The organism is Paenibacillus sp. NN59 (assembly GCF_057597225.1).
This window is the reverse complement of record NZ_CP199678.1, coordinates 209,783-230,204: the sequence shown is the minus strand read 5'-3', so window position 1 is coordinate 230,204 and position 20,422 is coordinate 209,783. Positions and strand designations below refer to the sequence as shown.

General features: G+C 45.4%; 12 protein-coding genes. 3 read left to right on the top strand and 9 right to left on the bottom strand.

The window, feature by feature from the left end:
* Positions 1–106: 106 nt before the first annotated feature.
* Both ACT89M_RS01055 and ACT89M_RS01050 read left to right on the top strand, forming a co-directional pair.
* Positions 107–1,228, top strand: a complete 1,122-nt coding sequence (locus tag ACT89M_RS01055) for an ABC transporter permease (protein WP_308723423.1) — start codon at positions 107–109, stop codon at positions 1,226–1,228.
* On the top strand, positions 1,228–1,914 hold the full coding sequence (locus tag ACT89M_RS01050) for an ABC transporter ATP-binding protein (RefSeq protein ID WP_154891540.1): 687 nt from the start codon (positions 1,228–1,230) through the stop codon (positions 1,912–1,914). Before ACT89M_RS01055 ends, ACT89M_RS01050 begins: the two co-directional genes overlap by 1 nt.
* Before the next feature lie 122 nt (positions 1,915–2,036).
* Here ACT89M_RS01050 and ACT89M_RS01045 read toward each other — a convergent pair whose 3' ends face one another.
* Both ACT89M_RS01045 and ACT89M_RS01040 read right to left on the bottom strand, forming a co-directional pair.
* Positions 2,037–3,074, bottom strand: coding sequence for a fibronectin type III domain-containing protein (locus tag ACT89M_RS01045; RefSeq protein WP_154959888.1), 1,038 nt, complete (start codon positions 3,072–3,074; stop codon positions 2,037–2,039).
* Positions 3,075–3,334: 260 nt separating this feature from the next.
* Positions 3,335–4,267 (bottom strand): AraC family transcriptional regulator, encoded by a 933-nt coding sequence (locus ACT89M_RS01040; RefSeq protein ID WP_154959889.1) that lies wholly within the window; start codon positions 4,265–4,267, stop codon positions 3,335–3,337.
* 373 nt (positions 4,268–4,640) lie between these two features.
* Between ACT89M_RS01040 and ACT89M_RS01035 the strand changes: the two genes are divergently transcribed.
* Positions 4,641–7,820 (top strand): alpha-mannosidase, encoded by a 3,180-nt coding sequence (locus ACT89M_RS01035; protein WP_308723424.1) that lies wholly within the window; start codon positions 4,641–4,643, stop codon positions 7,818–7,820.
* 258 nt (positions 7,821–8,078) lie between these two features.
* On the opposite strand, the gene ACT89M_RS01030 is transcribed toward ACT89M_RS01035, so the two are convergent.
* The 7 genes from ACT89M_RS01030 to ACT89M_RS01000 all read right to left on the bottom strand — a co-directional run bounded on the left by ACT89M_RS01030 (position 8,079) and on the right by ACT89M_RS01000 (position 20,317).
* Positions 8,079–12,338: an S-layer homology domain-containing protein gene (locus ACT89M_RS01030; protein WP_487344967.1), complete on the bottom strand. Its 4,260-nt coding sequence runs from the start codon at positions 12,336–12,338 to the stop codon at positions 8,079–8,081.
* Between the two features lie 566 nt (positions 12,339–12,904).
* Positions 12,905–13,756, bottom strand: coding sequence for an aldo/keto reductase (locus ACT89M_RS01025; protein WP_308723426.1), 852 nt, complete (start codon positions 13,754–13,756; stop codon positions 12,905–12,907).
* 121 nt (positions 13,757–13,877) lie between these two features.
* The gene (locus ACT89M_RS01020; protein WP_308723427.1) at positions 13,878–15,836 is read right to left on the bottom strand and encodes a helix-turn-helix domain-containing protein; all 1,959 of its coding nucleotides are present in this window, start codon (positions 15,834–15,836) and stop codon (positions 13,878–13,880) included.
* 341 nt (positions 15,837–16,177) lie between these two features.
* The gene (locus ACT89M_RS01015) at positions 16,178–17,431 is read right to left on the bottom strand and encodes a mechanosensitive ion channel family protein (RefSeq protein WP_090924269.1); all 1,254 of its coding nucleotides are present in this window, start codon (positions 17,429–17,431) and stop codon (positions 16,178–16,180) included.
* Between the two features lie 176 nt (positions 17,432–17,607).
* Entirely contained in the window at positions 17,608–18,225 is a 618-nt protein-coding gene (locus ACT89M_RS01010) for a polysaccharide deacetylase family protein (protein ID WP_308723428.1), read from the bottom strand.
* A gap of 325 nt (positions 18,226–18,550) precedes the next feature.
* Positions 18,551–19,432, bottom strand: coding sequence for a carbohydrate ABC transporter permease (locus tag ACT89M_RS01005; protein ID WP_222592195.1), 882 nt, complete (start codon positions 19,430–19,432; stop codon positions 18,551–18,553).
* A 15-nt stretch (positions 19,433–19,447) separates the two neighbouring features.
* Positions 19,448–20,317 carry a carbohydrate ABC transporter permease gene (locus ACT89M_RS01000; RefSeq protein WP_308723429.1) on the bottom strand — a complete coding sequence of 290 codons (870 nt, stop codon included), beginning with the start codon at positions 20,315–20,317 and terminating at the stop codon, positions 19,448–19,450.
* Positions 20,318–20,422: the final 105 nt, after the last annotated feature.

The following is a 20,422-nucleotide window of genomic DNA, read 5'->3' as shown; positions in this document are numbered from 1 at the left end:
TCTTGGGACTAATTTGACACAAGTGTCAATTATATTGTTTAATAAATGAGAACGTGTGTCGCGACACTTCAAATCTGACACAAGTGTCATAAAAGGGGTTGAGAGAGTGTTTTTAGCTGTAAAAGAATTAATGCACAGTAAATTGAAATTTCTAATGATTATCATCATTTTTGTATTGATCGCTTGGCTGGTATTTATTTTATCTGGTCTAGGCAATGGGTTATCCACGCTAGCTGCATCTACCTTTAAGAATATGAAAGCGGACTATGTCATTTTTGAAGAAGGATCCCAGTCTTCCATGAGCAAGTCTTTATTGTCTGGTCAACGGGTGCCGGAGGCTGAAAAGCTGCCTAATGTTGAAGCTGCCGCACCCATGGGTAGCACGATGGCGACAGCAATGAAGGGTGAAAATTCAAAGAACGAAGATAAGGTCGATATTGCGATTATAGGCATTCTTCCAGGAAGTTTTCTAGAACCGAAGGTAGTCGAGGGTAAACCTCTATCTTCGGATAACCCTACTAGTGTAGTGGTGAATACTTCCCTTAAAGATGAGGGCTTCAAACTCGGAGATACATTTCAATTAGATGGTACGACCGAATCCCTAACCATTATCGGTTTTGTGGAGAATGAGACGTATAACCACGTTGCATCCGTATTTACACCGATCGATCAATGGCGGAAGATTGCCTTTGCTGCTCCAGGTTCCGATAAAGGCTTGGCTGAACCTGTGAATGCCATCATGCTGCAAGGCGAGAATATAGATGCAGCTGAAATCAATAACAAGTTGTCTGGTACGGATACCGTTACTCGGGGCGAAGCAGTACAAGGCATGCCCGGATACAAAGAAGAGAACGGTACGATTCTGATGATGCTGGCCTTTTTGCTCGCTATATCTGCCTTTGTACTGGGTGTATTCTTTTATGTCATCACGATGCAAAAGACGAATCAATTCGGCATTATGAAAGCCATAGGTGCCAGCAATAAATTTCTGAGTAAAACGATCGTATCGCAAGTATTTGTGCTGTCGGTAACAAGTATTCTGGTCGGTATTTTGCTGACTTATGGAACTGCTGCGATTATGCCTAAAGGTATGCCATTCAAGCTGGAGACTAGTCTTGTTGTGACCTATTCCATCATTCTGCTCGTGATTGCAATGTTAAGCTCGTTGGTGTCTGTTCGCAAAATTACCAAGATTGATCCGCTTAAAGCGCTCGGGAGGGTTGAATAATGACTACAGGTCTGCAGATGAATGAAGTCACTATGGTTTACGGTGAAGGAAGTAATCAGATGAAGGCTCTTGACCATGTGTCCTTATCCGTAGAGCCAGGAGAATTTGCTGCTGTCGTTGGACCATCCGGTTCTGGTAAAAGTACATTTTTGTCGATCGCTGGGGCGATGCTTAAAGCATCTGAGGGAGAAGTCAGACTAAATGGAAATCTGATCTCGACGCTTACGGAGAAACAGTTGTCCACGATACGGCTCAAAGAAATCGGTTTTATCATGCAATCATCTAATCTAGTTCCTTATCTGCATGTTCTTGATCAGCTCCTTGTCGTAAAACGAATGTCCGGAACCGTCAGTAAGGAGGATCAACAATTTGCCATGAAGCTATTGGAAGAGCTAGGACTCGGACAGAAGTTGCGGAAATTCCCAGAGGAATTGTCAGGCGGCGAAAAACAGCGGACAGCCATTGCTCGTGCTTTAATGAATGATCCTAACCTGATTCTGGCAGACGAACCCACCGCAAGTCTGGATACCAAGCGAGCCCATGAAGTGGTCAGTCTCATGGCACAAGAGGTGAAATCACGCCAAAAAGCGGCCATTATGGTCACGCATGATGAGCGTATGCTTGCCTACTGCGATAAGGTATACCGAATGAATGACGGAATTTTAACGCTCGCTGCAACGTCTTAGAATGAACTTTAACCGATGACTACTATTTTAGTAGGATAACTGCCTCATTTAGCTATCTAGCATTTTCAAGATAAAAAGCAGCAGAAACTATTTTCAGTTCTGCTGCTCTTTATTATTGTTATTTATTCTGTGGTAGTCGGTACATATTCATTAACCTCAAACGTAAGGATTCTATCGAAAATGATATAGTCTTTTCTACTCTTAAACGGCCCGATATTATTTTTGCCTTTATCGACTGCAAACATTACGGGGCCATTACCCGAAGCTTTTGTTTCATACCAATTAATAAAAGCATTTACTTGGGGCATAGATAGATCAAATTCCTTCTCTAATCCCGTGTTCAACGTGATTGTTAATAGTGCTCTTTCTCGAATGATTAAAAGGGAGGCAGAAACCTCATTGGAAGATGCCCCTTCTCCAACACTATTTACGGCCGTTATTTTATAATAATATGTAGTTCCCTCTGTAACGTTAGAATCTGAATAGTTAGTTGAATTTACTGTAGCAATTGTTTCGTAGGGCCCATCAGCCGAAAGGGATCTTTTAACATTATATGAAGTTGCCCCATTAACGGTATTCCAGCTGAGATCAATCTTAGAAACAACCGGTTCTGCTTTTAAGATCGGAGAAGCAAGATTAGGATTGATTAAATAACCGGTATCATCAATATCAATGGCGTCTAGAACCCATCTTTTAGTATCCGTAGATTTTATTTGTACAGTATGTTCTTTTGAAACGAGGTCAGCTACTTCAAACACAAGAGCTTGATTGATTTGAACTGATGGTCCAGTTACAGAAACGGGAGCATAATCAACACCGTCGATGGTGATTACTAGATTTGATGTGTAGTCTTGATAAAGGGTACTAATGATTCTTAACTGTGTACCATAAAATGAGAATTTTACAGTTTGAGAAGAGTTCGTTGGATTATTCGGCAGATAATGCAACGAATTCCCATAGAATTGAGGTCCTGTCGTTGTCGTCCACTGGTTACCACTATAGACAATTCTACTATCCTTATCATCTATTCTGTGCCACCCTTGCTCAGCAGCTAATAACGGTTCACCCACTGTTGCAGCCATTGCACTCGATCCAAAAAAAGATGAGACTAACAGGATGAACGCAGTTAGACCAATGAAACCTTTTAATTTCTTTAACATTACGAAACCTCCATTTTTTTTATAAACATCATACTATCCTTCATGTCCTCCTTTGTCCAAACATAAGATGGAATATATTGTAAATTTTGATGTGTGAAATAAAATTAAGATTATGTATAACTTTTTCATTCCATAACAAAGAGCCAGCATCATAACCTCTTTGCTGACTCTTCCTTTTTTACGCTAATCAATTTCCCCTCATTCGAATCTCCCACATAATTCAGACGATACTCTGTATTCAATTCCTCTCTTCATCTCGCTTAGGTTATTACGTTTTTCCCTCCTCCTACAAGTACCATCTGACGTTCATCCTGTGCTGGTCTGCTACGCCGATACGCACTTGGCGACATTCCATTCTGCTTATTAAAAATGCGATTGAACTGCGAAAAGCTGGTGAAGCCACATTGGGCGGCAATATCCGTAATTTTCTCACTCGAATGTAGTAACATTTGTTGGGCATTTCGAATTCGGGTCATCTGCACATATTCCGTAAACGTGAAGCCTGTGACTTTGTTGAACTGGCGCGATAAATGATGCGCACTGACATAAAAGCGTCTGGACACCTCATCCAGCGACATCTCCTGCTGATAGTGACTGTGAATATAGGAAGCAATGGCATACATCCGCTGAGTCATGGATGATCCTTTTTCCTCGCGAACATAACTATTCTCCGCCGCATAGCGATGAAGACCACATAGAAACTCGATAAACTTATGATGAATAGCTACCGATTGAATAGGAGATAACTGCTGTGATATCGCAAAAATCTCGTTAAGGGGCGCAAGAACCTCCTTACGCCGTTCTTCCGAGAAGCGGAAAATGGGAACCTGCGCATTAAATATCGTAAACAGCTCGCTGTAACCGTTCTCAAGTCCAGGTAAACTGCGAGGCATAGCAAAATTAATCATTAACCTTTTGGGTGGCACACCCTTCGGATATTGGGTTTTATGAAGCAAAGCAGGCCGAAGCAACACAATATCATAGGGCTGCATCTCGTATAAACTGCCTTCAATAATATGTGCAGCGGTCCGATCCAGCAGAATGCAAATTTCATAAAAATCATGAAAATGCTGAAATTCCATATTGAGGTCATGCGAACGCTCGTCGTAATCCAGGTAATAATAAAGCGAATCCCCTGGCTGGTTCACATGGATCGCATATCCCTTCTCATATGTCAAAACCGATGATGTCATGGACATGCTCCTTCCCTAGGGCGTGTCTGAAAACGCTGAAGAAAGCAGATTTTGCCGAATTTTCGTTCCAAGCAAGGAAGTTTCCCGCAGGCGTGCCGGGGCACGTCAAGGGGAAGTGACGTAGCAGGGGGCGAAAAGGGGGTAAAAGATGCACTTCAGTAGATTTCAAGACACGCCCTAATCATTCATACGTCTATTTTAGCATGAAATGCAATAAAAAAACGGCATTTCCAGCATACATTACGTAGTTTCTAGCATTTTTCGTTTGATATGATAAAGTTAAAATGTCAGCGTTTTCAACGAGTAAGCTTCTATTGTTGTTGAAGTAACCCTTACAGCCTGTACTTACTAAATACCAAGGTGGGAAACACATATGAAATTGAATTCCTTGTCTACTCGAATCCATACGATTGTGAAACACTTGGAAAGTGCGCGATTAACTTCAAAAACGTATATACCTGAGCTTTATCATAAAGAGAGCGGATACCATACATGGAATCTCGTGCATGAAGACCCTTCTTCATGGAACGTGTTCCGCAAAGGTGATGGCTGGGGCGGCAAAGATGTACACAGCTGCTTCAAAACCCGCATTCGCATTCCCGACCACCTGGAGGGAAAAAGGGTCGTCTGCGCCATCGTTACCGGTGCTACAGATATTTGGAACTATGATAATCCACAATTTCTGGCGTTCCTGAACGGAGAGCTCATCTGCGGTCTGGATGTGAATCATACTGAGATTGACCTGACGCCTGCTGCTGTCAAAGGGGAAGAGTTTGAGCTGGCGCTGTATGCCTACTGTAGCACGTCCGCAGCCGATGTTTTCCTGAACGTATATATTGCCGAGCATCATGAGCCTGTCTCGAATTTGTATTATGACCTGAAGGCTGCACTGGATGCGGCAGACCTGCTACGCGAGGATGATCTGGAGCGTCTGAAGTTGATCGAACAGCTGAACGAAGCTGTAAATCTGCTTGATTTACGCCAAGAGAACAGCACAGCTTTTCACGCATCCGTACTGAAAGCACGTGAGTATCTGCAAAACCATATCTATGGAGAAACTCGCCCCGACAGTGATCATATCCCGACCGTTCACTGCATTGGTCACACTCATATTGACGTAGCATGGCTGTGGACGCTGGATCAGACACGTGAGAAGGTTATCCGTAGCTTCGCGAGTGTGCTTTATCTGATGGATAAATTTCCGGAGTACACCTTCATGTCCTCCCAGCCTCAGCTCTATGCATATTTGAAAGCCGACTTCCCGTCTTTATATGAGAAAATCAAAGAAAAAGTGGCCGAAGGCCGCTGGGAAGCAGAAGGTTCGATGTGGCTGGAAGCAGATTGTAACCTGATCTCGGGTGAATCGATGATCCGTCAGATTATCTATGGCAAACGTTTCTTCAAGGAAGAATTCGGCGTAGAGAACCGTGTGCTCTGGCTGCCCGATGTATTCGGTTATAGCGCAGCGATGCCGCAGATTATGCGCAAGAGCGGGATCGATTATTTTATGACGACCAAGATTGCCTGGAATGACACTAACCAGATTCCAAACGATACGATGTACTGGAGAGGCATTGACGGTTCGGAGGTTCTGACACATTTCATTACGGCCAAAGACTATATTCCCCACCCGGAATTCGGAAAGCACCGTTTCGAGACCACATACAACGGACGTTTTAACGCTTCACAAGTGAAAGGCACATGGCAGCGATATCAGAACAAAACCCTCAACACCGATGTTTTGCAATGCTTCGGCTTCGGAGACGGCGGCGGTGGACCAACCGAGGAAATGCTAGAGCACGGCAGACGGCTTGAAAAAGGACTCCCCGGCGTACCTACGGTAAAGCGTACATTCGTGCGTGAATTTTTTGAAAAGTTAGAGCAGAATTTAGACGGCGTACGTTCGGTTCCGCGCTGGTCAGGCGAGCTGTATCTGGAATATCATCGCGGTACGTACACGTCTATGGCACGTAATAAAAAGTATAACCGTCACAGCGAATTTGCACTGTCCGATGCCGAGCTATTCTCTATGATTCAACGTCAGGCGGATGCCCAAGCCGTCTATCCAACCGACACATTGGAACACGCTTGGAAGCTGACGATGCTGAACCAGTTCCATGATATTTTGCCAGGCAGCTCCATTGAGCAGGTATACATCGATTCGCAGGAGCAATATGAAGAGGTGTTGCGTGTCACGGACGAACTGAAGAGCAGCGCCTTGAACGGCATTGTAAGCCAGATTACGTCAGACGGCGAAGCCATTGTTGTCTTTAACAGTACCGGCTTTGCAAGGACAGATGTGGTGGAACTGCCCGCTTTTGCGAAAAAAGTAACCGTACACGATGGAGATCATCCTGTACCAAGTCAGTACACACCAGAAGGCGGATTGGTGTTCCTTGCCGAGAATGTGCCTGCATCAGGATACAAAACGTTCCGCATCACGCCGGATGCCGCCGCTGATCTTGGCAGTGCAGGTGTATCGGTTGCCCAGTGGCAATCCGAACAGCAATCCATCGAGACCCCTTGGTATGATATTCGCCTGAATGAAAGTGCTGAATTTGTATCCGTGTGGGACAAGCTGGAGGGGCGTGAACTGCTTCAATCCGGCGAGCGTGGCAATGTACTGCAAGTATTCGAGGATCGTCCTGCGGAGTACGAGGCATGGAACATTGACGATTATTATGAGCAGCATATGTGGGAGATCAATGACCTGCAGTCGATGGAATGGGTAGAAAGCGGCCCGGTACGTTCCGTGCTTCAAGTGAAAAGACAATTCCTGGACTCTGTCGTTGAGCAAACTATCATTTTCTACGCACATACACGGCGGATCGACTTCCGTACCTTCGTAGACTGGAAACAAGAACATTTGTTGCTGAAAGCTGCTTTCCCACTTGATATCTGGAGTGAAAAAGCCGTCTATGAGATCCAGTACGGTAACGTAGAACGCGCAACACACCGCAATACAAGCTGGGATCAGGCTCGTTTTGAGGTATGTGGTCAGAAGTGGGCTGATCTGGCGGAGAGCGGCTACGGCGTTGCCCTGCTGAATGACTGCAAGTACGGATATGATATTCACAATTCGGTGATGCGTCTATCCCTGATCAAGAGCGCAACCTATCCGAACGAAAATGCCGACAAAGAGCAGCATGTGTTCACTTACTCCCTCTATCCGCATCAGGGTGATTTCCGTGAGGGACGAGTTATCCAGGCAGCTTATGATCTCAACCGTCCACTGGTTGGTCTGGAAGTAGGTTCACAAACTGGAACATTGCCGGGTACATGGTCGCTCGCTTCTGTGGATCAGGAGAATGTTGTGCTAGAGGTTATTAAAAAGGCCGAGGACAATGATGACATGATCATCCGTGTCTATGAAGCCCATGGCCGCCGCAGCCGTGCCTCCCTGCAATTGCCCGAGGGAACAGGCGTCACAGCGTACGCATGTGATTTGCTGGAGAACATTGAAGCGGAGTGCCGTGTGGAAAACGCGCGTATTGCTTTTGATATCAAGCCTTACGAGATTCTGACGTTCCGTATCCCGAATGCAGCTAACTGATCCATCTCCAATGTAAACAACAGTTAAAGCAACAATTACAGCAACATGGCTCGTAACATGAATAGTAATAAAAGAAGGTTGCTTCCCGTCAGTAGACAGAGAAGCAACCTTTCTTATATATATGAGCAAATTTACTTCCAGTAATCTGTAAATTCTAAAAGAATAGAGACAAAGCACACTGTAACGCTAGTGAGCTGATCCCGAAGGCTTGAACGGACAACGAGTATCAACTAACGCCCAAGCACCCTCGCTACTAGATTAAATCAGACCAGACTGTTTGAGCAAGCGCTCGACGAGTGCGGCTACTTCGGCACGCGTCATATTCGCTTGAGGCTCCATTTTACCGTTGCGTCCGTTAATCAGGTTGGCACGTACAGTCAGTGCCAGATTGTCTTTTGCCCAGTTAGCAATGCGGCTCTGATCGGCAAAGCTAGTAAAAGTCGACGTTGTATCCGCCGTGTCCGTACGCTGTGCAAGTCCAGTCAGACTCATCGCTTTGGCAACGATTGTCATGGCTTGCTCGCGAGTAATCATGTCCTGCGGACGGAATGTACCATCTTCAAATCCGGTAATCAACTTATAAGATACAGCCGTCTGTACGGCGCCTTCATACCAAGCCCTGGATGGCACATCGCTAAACGAAGCTGTACCTGTACCCATCGGGAGTCCCAGACCACGAACGATAATCGCGGCGAACTCAGCACGTGTAATGCTTGTGTTCGGGTCAAAGGTAGTGTCATTGATTCCGTTCACGACCATACGTGAGCCCATATTGTTTACTGCATCTTTCGCCCAATGATTGCTCACATCAGTAAAGGTCATTGGATGCCAGACTACAGAATAGAAGCTGTTCGTTAAGCTGTTCATGATGGCATAATATTTGCCGTTCTGCTGAACAACCTTCGTTGGAATATGATAGATGGAACCATCTGCACGCAGGACGATACCTGTCGTAATTTGGTTCGGGTCTACACTATCTGGCAACAACATGCTGCGCTGTACATACTGACTAAATGAAGTAACATCTATTTTCTGAGTTGCAGAGGATAGTGTAACTTTGAAGTCATATGGCGTCAGCAGTAGATTTGCGTTTTTCGCTTGCGCGGCTTGCGTAATTGTATTGACAACTTCTGCGTTAGCCTTACTAATTTGCAAAGTAACTTTTACATCATTTGTCGGTGTAGTGGACGCATTGTTTGCCTGATTAGCTGGCAAGATTGCGCTCAAGCCGATTTCTTTGGATGGTAAAGTGTACGATGCATTATCCGTTTGCAGAACGATCGTCGCTGATTTGTCCTGTAGATTTTGTACGGTTTGAGCATCCATTTGTGCTTCATTCACGGCAGAATCAGACGAGATCGGAATCGTTACTACCGCATTTGGACCTTCTGCATCCAGCTTTGCTTTAATTTTGTTAGCATCGACATAAACGGTTGTTCGTTTAATATTATTTTCGGTAACGGTAGCGGATTCACCAGCATTCTCCTGCTTGCCATTCACAAGGACAATAACTTCTTGTCTGGTAGGGGAAGTAGGCGTTGTTGTGCCTGGTGTCGTTACAGTAGGTGTTGTACCACCACCGGAAGAACTGCCTCCGCCGCTAGAACCACCACTGTTCGAGTTCTCCGATACAACGATTGCCTTGAGTGTAGCAAAGCGAAGAACATTACCGTTCATATCGACTTCAGCTACGATGATGGAATCGCCATTCGTAGCGTCGATTAATCGGCTAGTAGGTAGCTCGCTATAACCACTCGCTTTAGTTCCGATTTCCGGCTGGATCACATTGGTCGTACCAAAGTTTTTGAATACCCAAGTGTGACCTGAGCCCGGAAGGGCGGACGATGAGATATTAATCAATGTTTTACCGTTATTGCTAAAACCCAATGGATCGCTAGCCGTAACGGTCAGTGGAGTTACCGGATTAGCACTGAACACGAGCAATGTAACCAGACCGGCTGGTTTGGACGATGTAGCTGCATAGCGTACTTTGACTACATGCTCACCAGACAGATCTGGTAAGTTCGAGCCATCGTACGCGATATAACCATGCCCATCAACCGAAATTTCCATCGTTGTATCCAGACCTATGATCGTATTGAGCAGATCATCTGCTGTTACAACGGGTGCAGGTACAATCTCTGCATTCGGGTCAGTGACGCCAACGACTTTGCCAACCGCTTTGGAGGCAAAGCTGGATGAGGTCGCTTTGTATCGAATGAAATACGTATTGACTGCCAGATTATTAATCTCGCTGCCTTGAATAGGATTCCACTGGATGACATCACTAATCGTGTATTCCATATCACTGCTGACACCCGTGATTTTTCCATCATGTGCATCTGCATATGTCGCATCCGTGGCACTAACCTGGTTTGGTGGCAATGGGCGACCTGGTATAACGAGTGATTGGGGCTGACTATCTACAGAACTTCCGCTTCCGATGTGAATGACACTAACGGTATGATTCATCAAGTACGAAGGGATGTCGATACGTCCCTGACTATCGGCGATAAATGTTGAACCATCAATGGAATACGTAGCGCTCGGCTCAAGTCCAATCAATCGTTCATTGACATAATCAATGCTCGCCTGTGGTATTGGGTGAGCTGATGCTGCTTTGTAAATCGTGACCATAGATGAATTCGAGTTGAAATTGTAATATCCATTGGAACTCACCGCCAAATAGACTTCACCTGACGTTGGATTTTGGTCGGCAGGTGGAGGATCAGGGTGAAGCGTAATAGAGCTCAAGGCGATGGACCAGTTTTTCCCGGAACCTGTAATTGTACCTGGGACTACCGAAGCTGTACTATCAGCAATGAAAATACCATCAGCAGTCAAGCCATTAATATCCGTATCAAACGTAAGATTGATCTTAGTTGAGGTGCTAGTCGCTGATCCATCTGCGACAATAGATACTACGTTCACATCTGTGAGATGCGGAGTGATATCAATACCATAATATTGTACCTTGCCACTCTCAGCGGTAACTTTTACAAATACCGTAGTCGGTGGCTGGTTCTGTCTCAGACTAATCTTCGTTGCACCTGTAACTTCCGTATCATTCGTGTAGCCTGAAGTTGTGTACACATTAAAGGTAGATGCAGAATCTTTAGCTTTGAAGCTGCTCAGATCCAGATCATCCACGCCATCCGGTGTAGCGATTTTCCAGATGATGCGCTGAATGGCAGAAGATCCGTCTCCGCCTGAAACATTGGCAGGTATAGGTGTTAGATTAGCGACAGTAGCAAGTGCGGCATTGGAACTCGGAGTATATTCAAGTGCGCCGAGATCAACAATACCGCCATCAATTCGTTCATTACCATCTAGATCATAGTCACCTGTGGCATACGTGTTATCGCCACTATCTATGGCAGAAGTCGCTAGACTGTTTAATCTGTAATCCTTTTGCTCTGCGTCTTGAACGGGGTTCAGATTAGGATCAGAAGCTACATTTCGAAATATAGTTTGATCCGCGTTAACGCTATACAGATTGGAGTCAGCCGGAACGGTTGGAACATCAGGTTCTTTGAACAGCAATGTGTTTAGCGTGGTTGCCGGGGCACCATTTAAGGTAACGTTAGCAACGATATTATTTCGGAATTCATTGTCTGTTGATGTGTTGGACGGTCGACCTGCATCGGTAAGATACGCGATGCCAGCGATCGCCTCGCCTTGATCGTTATTCAGTACATTATTGGCAAATGTATTGTTGTACCAGATGGCATCATATGCACCGCCGCCGCTACTGATCAAGCCAACGGCTTTCGCTGCTGTATGGGCACTGACCAAATTGTCTGCGAACAGGGAGTTCGTAATGCTAGCTTCCACAAAACTTCGGAAAAATAGCATTCCCTGATATGTGTTGTTTGAATTGTCATTAGCTGCCAGGGAGTTCGCTAGAAATTTAACGCGATTAATATTGACCTTATAGGGAGATTTCACAGCACTCAGTGAGACGATCCCGCCGCCACCTTTGAATGCTTTGTTGTTGCCGATAAAATATACATTGTTCAGATTGATATTGGAGTAGTTTTCGCCATTTACAGATACGACGCCACCCATATAATCGAGTCCACCATGTGTATCTACAACGTTAAAGTTTCTCATGATGAGATTAGACATGCTAAATGTACCACCGCCACTGGCATAGATGCCTTGTGAGCCATTGCCATCGACGGTAATTGCAGGCTTGCCATCAGCGGTAGTTAGACCTTCGATCATAAAACTACTGCTGGACAGTGAACCGATTTCGACGGAGGCATTATCACCCATGCTCCAGGTAGTCAGGTTACCATCAAGCGTAATCGTGGAACCTGCGAGAGAAGGAGAGAACACAATTTTGCTATCGGTTTCCTGTCCCGCTTGAGCAATCGCCCAGCGGAGGGAGCCTGTGCTGTCGTCACCATTTGTATTCGTAACTGTAAAAACACTCATGCTGTCTGCGAAAACAGGGCCTCCCGAGCCTGAAAAAGAAGTCAGTAGCAGCATCATACACATTACGATTTTGAACATTTGCTTCTGAGGAACTGCGTGATACCGATTCACACAATCATCCTTTCACCCTTTTGATTTTATATTCCTTAAAATAGGATTAATCTAACTTCTTTATCGGTTTGACTCGCTAAATTTCTTAATTATGGAGACGCATATTTCCCGAAGTATTATAGGGCATAACTTTATGTGCAAGTCGTCTTCAGAAGCAAGTGCAGCCTGTGCGCATTGGACACGCTTTTGTCCTGCCAAGCGCCCTGTTGGAAGGAGATGCGGCGTGTCGCTGTCATCCACCAAATGCCGAGCTGAGACGGTGATCTGTCACAGCTTGAATTGGATATGTAATTGAAAATCCCGTTGCTCCTTCAGTCGGGAGGAGCAACGGGATAGCTTTTTTCTCATATTTCATTCGGAATATATTTTTTCATCCATAATTGGTTTAGCCAAAAAATAGCTGAAGGTCGCCCGGTGGAAATCACTGTATTTCGTCATATCCACCACTTTGTCTGTATTCTTTTTGATTTTACAGATTACTGAAAGTAAATTTGCTCATTTATAGCTTTCTTATATCTTTCAGCTTCCCTATATCAAAATTCCTCATACTCACTCGGGTCTTGATTCCATAACCTTCCATCCGGACGATTAAACGAAGCGATGACCTGCATCTCCTCTTTGTTCAACTCAAAATCAAAAATATTAATGTTCTCCTGCTGATGCTGCAAGGAGCCTGCCTTAGGAATCGGAATAGAGCCAAGCTGAATATGCCAGCGCAATATAATCTGTGTAGGCGTTTTGCCATGCGTTTCTGCAATGCGGACAATATTCTCGTCCTTCAAAATATCCTGCAAGGCATCGTTCCCACGTCCGATGGGACTCCAGGATTCGTTCACAATGCCATGCTTCGCATCCTGCTCCCGTTGCTTCGCTTGATCGAAGAACGGATGTAGCTCGATCTGATTCAGACTTGGTGCGACGCCCGTCTCCTGAATCAGCCGTTCATTGTGTTCAGGCAGGAAGTTGCTGACACCGATGGAGCGGATATATCCGCGTTTTCTCGCTTCGATTAAAGCTTGCCATGCCTCTACATACATGTCTTTCTTCGGATTAGGCCAGTGGATCAAGTATAGGTCATAATAATCCAGATCGGCTCTATACAGCGATTCCTGAATCGCGACCAACGCTTTGTCATAGGCATGATATCTGCCCGGCAGTTTGGAGGTAATGAGCAGTTCCTCTCTCGCAATGGAGCTTTGTTTGATTGCTCTACCCACGGTAGCTTCATTTTCATAGTTATACGCCGTATCAATCAAGCGATACCCTGCATCAAACGCAGACGCAACGGATCGAACCCCTGCTTCCCCTTTCAAACTGTACGTACCAAATCCAATCGCAGGCACTTTCAAGCCATCATTCAACGTGTATTCCGGGATATGATTCATTCGAGAACTCTCCTTTGTAAAAGGTGGTATGATCTTTCCTGAACAGCACTGGAAATATAAAGCATTCTCTCGTTATTCTACCCCTTCACGCCGGCTTGAATCAATTCAGGCAACTTCCGTTCTATTTGCCATCTCCTATAATTAGATCTGTAATGATGTCCAGTTGTTTCTCTACCGCAATAGGGTCACTCGGAAGGAACTGGTCAAAATCAATAGAGTACACATGGCCTGATTTCCCCGCTGGTGAGGCATCGACCAGTTTCTGTACATCCTTGAGCTTGTCCTCCGCCCCCTTATTCACAGCCAGGAACAGACGGTCACCGATAAACTCGGGAATCACCTCGCTAGATACCTCCCACGTTTCGCCATGAATGACATCGGACTCTACCTTGGCTGCCGGCTTCAATCCAAGATACTTATAAATAATATTGCCACCCATATTGGTATCTCCGTATACAAAAAGAGCATCTGGACGTACGTTTAATATGGAGAACGTTTCATCCGCACGAACATTAGGGCTGATTTTTGCTTTGTATTCTGCGATTTTGGCTGTAAACTTCTCATTCCACTGCTTCGCTTCTTCCTGTTTACCGAAAATATCCCCAAACATCTCTATATCTTTGATGGGTTCATTATTCTGCTCGATCACAATGGTTGGGGCAATCTTGCTCAGTGCATCATACCCACCCTCCACAATCTCGGCTAATGCAGGTGTTGTTACAATCAAGTCTGGTTGCAGGGACAGAATCTTCTCCGCATCTGGCGGTATGCCGATATCGGTAATGCCTGTTTTGTCGCTAATATGCGGGTTGTCCAGAACATATGTCGTTGTGCCCACCGGTTTCACGCCAAGTGCGATCAGCTCGCCAAGATGAAAGAAACTAACAACACGCTGTGGGTGCACAGGGATGGCTGTTTCGCCTTTTAAGTGTTTATAAACTCTCGTTTCCGCAGCAGTACTGTCTGATGCGGTCGCGGTCGCGGTCGCTGTTTGGCTTGCAGGCTCTTGAGCTACCGCAGCCCCTCCTGTAGGATTGCTTGCCTGACATGCACTAAGAATCAACGATGTACATAATACCATCATGGCTCCAAAAGCAGGCCTTGAAAATCGAAACATGGATGTATCCCCTTCCTCACTCAATTGATAATAAGACTCATTCTCATTATGGGAATCAAAAGGAGGGGAGACAATGGACGATTCCAACCCATGTAATGGATTATTCTGAACCTGAGCTGCTTGTTGATATTCCGCGCGGAACTGAAGTGGGGAACGACCAGTGTGTTTTTTGAATAATCGACTGAAATAATATACATCTGCATAGCCTACCTTGGTTGCAATATCCTGAATCCGTGCATCCGACTTCAACAGTAGCTGCTTGGCCCGGTGGACACGCTCATGAATCAGATACTCGATTGGCCCTAGTCCGATCTGATTGCGGAATAAACGCGATAAATAACTCGTGCTGCAATCATATCTGCCCGCCAGTTTCTCCGCTGTAACGGACTCCCTATAGTTCGCTTTAATATATTTGATAGCGTCGGTCACGATGTTGATTTTAGTATGCTCTGGTTGCGCCAATGTCTGCAGTTTTTGGCTCAAAACCCCGTACACCATCGATAAAAAGATGGATTGGGCTTGCAGCCGTTCTAACGACTCACTGCTTTTCAACAGAGCTCCCACCGCTTCACATTTTTCCTGAATCGGCAGCATAGCATTGGGTGTAAACCCGTAAGACAGAGCTAGGTTCCCCTGATCCTCCGACGATGCAGATGCTGCTGTATATAAAACCAAATAACCATCCCATTCCTGATTGTCATTGGGTACTACAAAACTCATGTTGTTATCGGCTCCTCCGTGGAAAATGTAAGGTGCGCGACATCGATATATTTTATCGGACATCCTGATCTCGATCTCTCCACGCGTAAGAATAAAGAAAAAACCTGTGCTTGCCTCAAGCTTGAGCTCGGACAAATTAGGGGCTGGATTACCCTTCACATGATATGACTGAATAGACTGTAAATGTGCAGTCGCTCGACTCCACTGCTCGATATAAGCATTCCAATCTATTATCCTCTCCATCAACATCCCCCCTGTCTGTACGTGTACTGTATCTCGAATTCTATGAAGTGAGTTATTCTTTACCTGTATATTGAAGCAATAGCGATTTTCAGGGGAAACGTTACCATTCCTCATCATCTTCCCATGCTCGCCTCATTCTATGTCCTTAAAATATGCCCTATTATATCACAGACAAAAAGCCATCAACCGGAGAGGTTCATGGCTTTTCTAAATATCTTCTGAACTACGTAGTGTAACTATATTAGCGCTACTTACTGGAGCTATTTGTATAGCTACATCATGAAACTATGCAAGAATTGGAGAGTCACTCCCAAAAAGTGCTTGATGGATAGGATACCCCATTAATATTCTCGCACGTATTCTTTATTTTCCTTGAGCTGTACAATGTCATGCCCTGTTGGATTCTGGAAGGCACGCAGCCCAAACGTTGATGCAACTGCAAAGATATGGTCAAAGATATCTGCCTGCACATTCTCATACACAGCCCAGTTGGTGTCATTGCTGAACGCATAAATTTCGAGAGGTAATCCGCGATCCTCCGGAGCAAGCTGTCTCACAATCATCGTCATATCCTTATTGATCTTCGGATGATGTCGCAAATATTGATGAATGTATTCACGGAATACACCGATGTTAGTGAGTTGTCTGCCATTTACGTTGCTTTCCCGATTTACCTGATGCTCTACGTTGTACGCTTCGATTTCTTTTAATTTCGACGTGACATAATCGGTTAAATAGTGGATTTTTTCGAATTCAGCCACCATCTCTTCGTCACAAAAACGGATACTGCTAATATCGATAAAAATACTCCGCTTAATTCGTCTGCCGCCGGAAACCTGCATGCCTCTCCAGTTTCGGAATGAGTCAGAGATCAGCGCATAACTCGGAATCATGGTAATCGTCTTATCAAAATTCATGACTTTCACCGTATTCAATGTAATGTCGATCACGTCGCCATCCGCATTGTATTTCGGCATCTCAATCCAGTCGCCTACTCGCACCATATCATTGGATGACAGTTGCACACCCGCGACCAGACCCAGAATGGAATCTTTGAAGATGAGCATCAATACTGCTGATAAAGCCCCCAGTCCACTGAGGATGATCAACGGATTCTGTCCGACCAGACTGGAGATCACAATGATACCGCCAATGATAAACAGTACTATTTTAGCCACCTGAATATAACTCTTGATCGGGCGGATTTTAGACACTTCATAGGTACGATAGATATCATCGAACACGTTCAGCAATGCATTCAGCACCGTAATCATGATAACAATCATGTAGGTCATGGCCGCTTTTTCAATCAAAGCCTGATAACCCGGGAAAATGTAAGCCGTATAATAGATGATAATAGCCGGTACAAGGTGTGATAGTCGCTGGAACAGCTTTTTCTGAACAACGATATGCCCCCATTTGAACCGGTTATGACTCACAATCCGATGCACGGCCTTAAGTACAAGTCGTTTGGCAATATAATTGGCAATCATCGAGATCAGTGCAATAAAAATAATCATAATTACACTGGAAAAGTATCCAAGGGAAGGCTCAGTCATGCCGAGTTCCGTTAACTGTTTTTTGATAAAATCCATAACTTCCTCCTGACGCAGTCTAGTTTAGCCTACTATTATAGAGTAGATTCTATAGTAAAGTAAAACACATGGGAGATGTTCTACCTCCATTTACACAACAAAAAGACCCATCAATCTATAAAATGATGGGTCTGCTCTATTTTATGACAATTTGTTTTACAGCTTACAGCAGCATGTCACTCAGCCATTCTTAACAATTCACTCACCGTGACCATGCGATATCCCTCTGCCGTCAGTTCTTCCACCAGCACACGTACGGCCTCAACAGTCTGGGAACGTTCCCCGTATCCATCATGGAAGATCAAAACACTGCCGGGTTTTACCACGGAACGGGTATGTTCCAAAATGTGTTCAACCCCGGGATTATCCCAATCCTGCGCACCGCCGTTCACCGCACCGATCGTCCGGTAACCCCGCTCCGCAGCCAGAGCTAGAATGTCCTCGTTCACGCCAAAATAAGGCGGACGGAAGCTGCGGGCAGCATTGCCCGTGACTTCTTGAACAAGGCGTTCTGCTTGCCGCAATTCTTCCCCGGCCTCATCCAGCGTAAGCTCGGTCAGGTTCGGATGAGTGTATGTATGATTGGCAATCTCATGGCCTTCACGATGCACCTGTGCCGCAATGTCCGGGTATGCTTCCATCTCCTTGCCGATCATGAAAAACGTTGCATGCCCGCCTGCACGGCGGAAAATGTCCAGCACTTGATGGGTATACACCGGATGAGGGCCATCATCAAACGTAAAAGCTACAACCTTTTCCTGTACAGATACCTGCTCAACTAACTGCGCCATCATGTAACCACATTCCCCTCTCTGACTGCTCAGATCAACTCTCCCTTATTATTCCACGGCTGAAAGCTGGGGTCTAGTCCATATAAGTTGAACTTGATATGTTCACACAAGCACTCCAATGACAGAACAACCCTCCAATCGCTGTTATCCCCAGATTTTTTGATTCCCTTTTTTAAAAGGAAAAATCCGGTGATAAAGGCGAGGCGTATGCTTCCGATGTAGCTTTCTTTCAGAAAGCTTTTAGCTTCGCTTTTCCAGGTTTTTTCTGTCCTTTCCGTTTTTATGTAAAAAATAGTTGAACTTATATAGTAATCACACTAGCAAAAAGCTAACCTTTAATCGCACCAGCAATCATACTCTTCTGCACCTGTTTGTTCAGGAGCAGATAGATCACAACCGTCGGTACGGTCGTAATCATTAGACCCGCGCCAATGATGCCCCACTGCGTAATGTACGTTCCAACCATGGACATCATGCCCACCGTCAGCGTTTGATACGCTGTATTGTTAATAAACGTGACTGCAAACATCAGCTCATTCCAGCACGACAAAAATGTAAATATCGCTACCGTGGAGATCGCAGGAGTTACGAGAGGCAGGATAATGGAGAAAAACGTGCGGTAAATCCCGCATCCGTCGATAACGGCAGACTCCTCCATCTCTCTGGGGATACCTTTGAAAAAGCTACCCAGGATGAAGACCGCCATCGGAATGCCGAAGGCTACATAAGGAATGATCAAAGCCCAGTAGCTGTTGAGCAGACTCAGGTTTTTCAAAATAATAAATAACGGCAGGAGCGCCGCATGAATCGGCACCATCATTCCGAGCAGAATCAACGTCATCGTCAGCCCACTGAGCTTCCAGTTCATTCTTGTAATCGCGTATCCCGTCATCGAGGACAGGATCAGCACCAGAATAATGGAGACCGCCGTGACCAGCACGCTATTCATAAAATAGTTCAGGACATGCCCATCAGACAGTGCCTTGGTATAGTTGCTCCACAGAAAGGCTTTGGGTAGCCCTGCCACGTCGCCGCTGAAAATTTCACTGTTATCCTTCAGGGAAAACAGTGCCAGCCAAATCAGCGGATAGATCTGAATGACGGCGATCAGGATCAGAAACGCCTGCAATAACACTTTGCCGATAGCTCCGGTGAGGGAGCGCCGAGGCTGGGGCTTTTTTTGCAACATGATATTGTTAACCGTACTCATACGTCTTCCCTCCCTCTACTCTGTCTTGAACAACGAATTAATAAGGATGGTACACACCAGACATTCCACGATAATAAAAACAGAAATAGCACTGCCGTATCCGTACCGGAACGTGTCAAAAATGGTAGCGTACATCAGCGTGCTCGGCACCTCTGTACTGTAAAATGGCCCGCCGCCTGTCAGCACATAGATCAGGTCAAACACCTTAAACGCCCCAATTACCGAAAATACAAGACATACCTTCAGAATCGGCTTCATCAACGGGATCATAATGGACCACGCCACACGCATCCGGGAAGCACCATCGATTCGTGCCGCCTCTAAGACATCCTGGGAAACGGATTTTGCCCCAGCGTACATCAGCAACATATGATATCCCATGTACTGCCAGAGCGTTGGAATGAAGGAGGCCGTCAGAGCCGTCTCCTTCTGACCCAGCCAATCCTGCGCCCAGCTGGATAGACCGATATTCTGTAGCATCACGTTGAGCAGACCGTAATCGGCATTATAAATTTTCGACCATAACTGGGCAATAACGACCGTGGAGATCAGTACAGGAATAAAATATACGGTTCGGTAAAAGCCTTCCCCTTTGATGTTAGAGGCCAGAATCAGCGCCAGCACCAGTGAGATTGGCAACTGAATGAATACAGAGGCACCTGCAAATAGCAGGGAATTTTTGATCGAGTTAATCACTCGGGTATCCTTGAACATCTCCACATAGTTGTCCAGGCCGATAAACGCGCCTTTCCCCACGCCATTCCAATCAAGCATACTGTAATAACTGGAGACAAAGATCGGAATCAGCACAATGCCGCAGAACAGAATCAGTGTAGGTAATACAAAAACGGCAATCGTACCTTTATTGGAAAATACAGAGTTCATGACTCTTCTCCTCTCAAAGGCGTGACCGGAAATCCCGGATCACGCCTCGTTTGGGCATTATTTTGATGGTTTACAAGTGTATATGCGTGCAAACTTCGAAAGGGT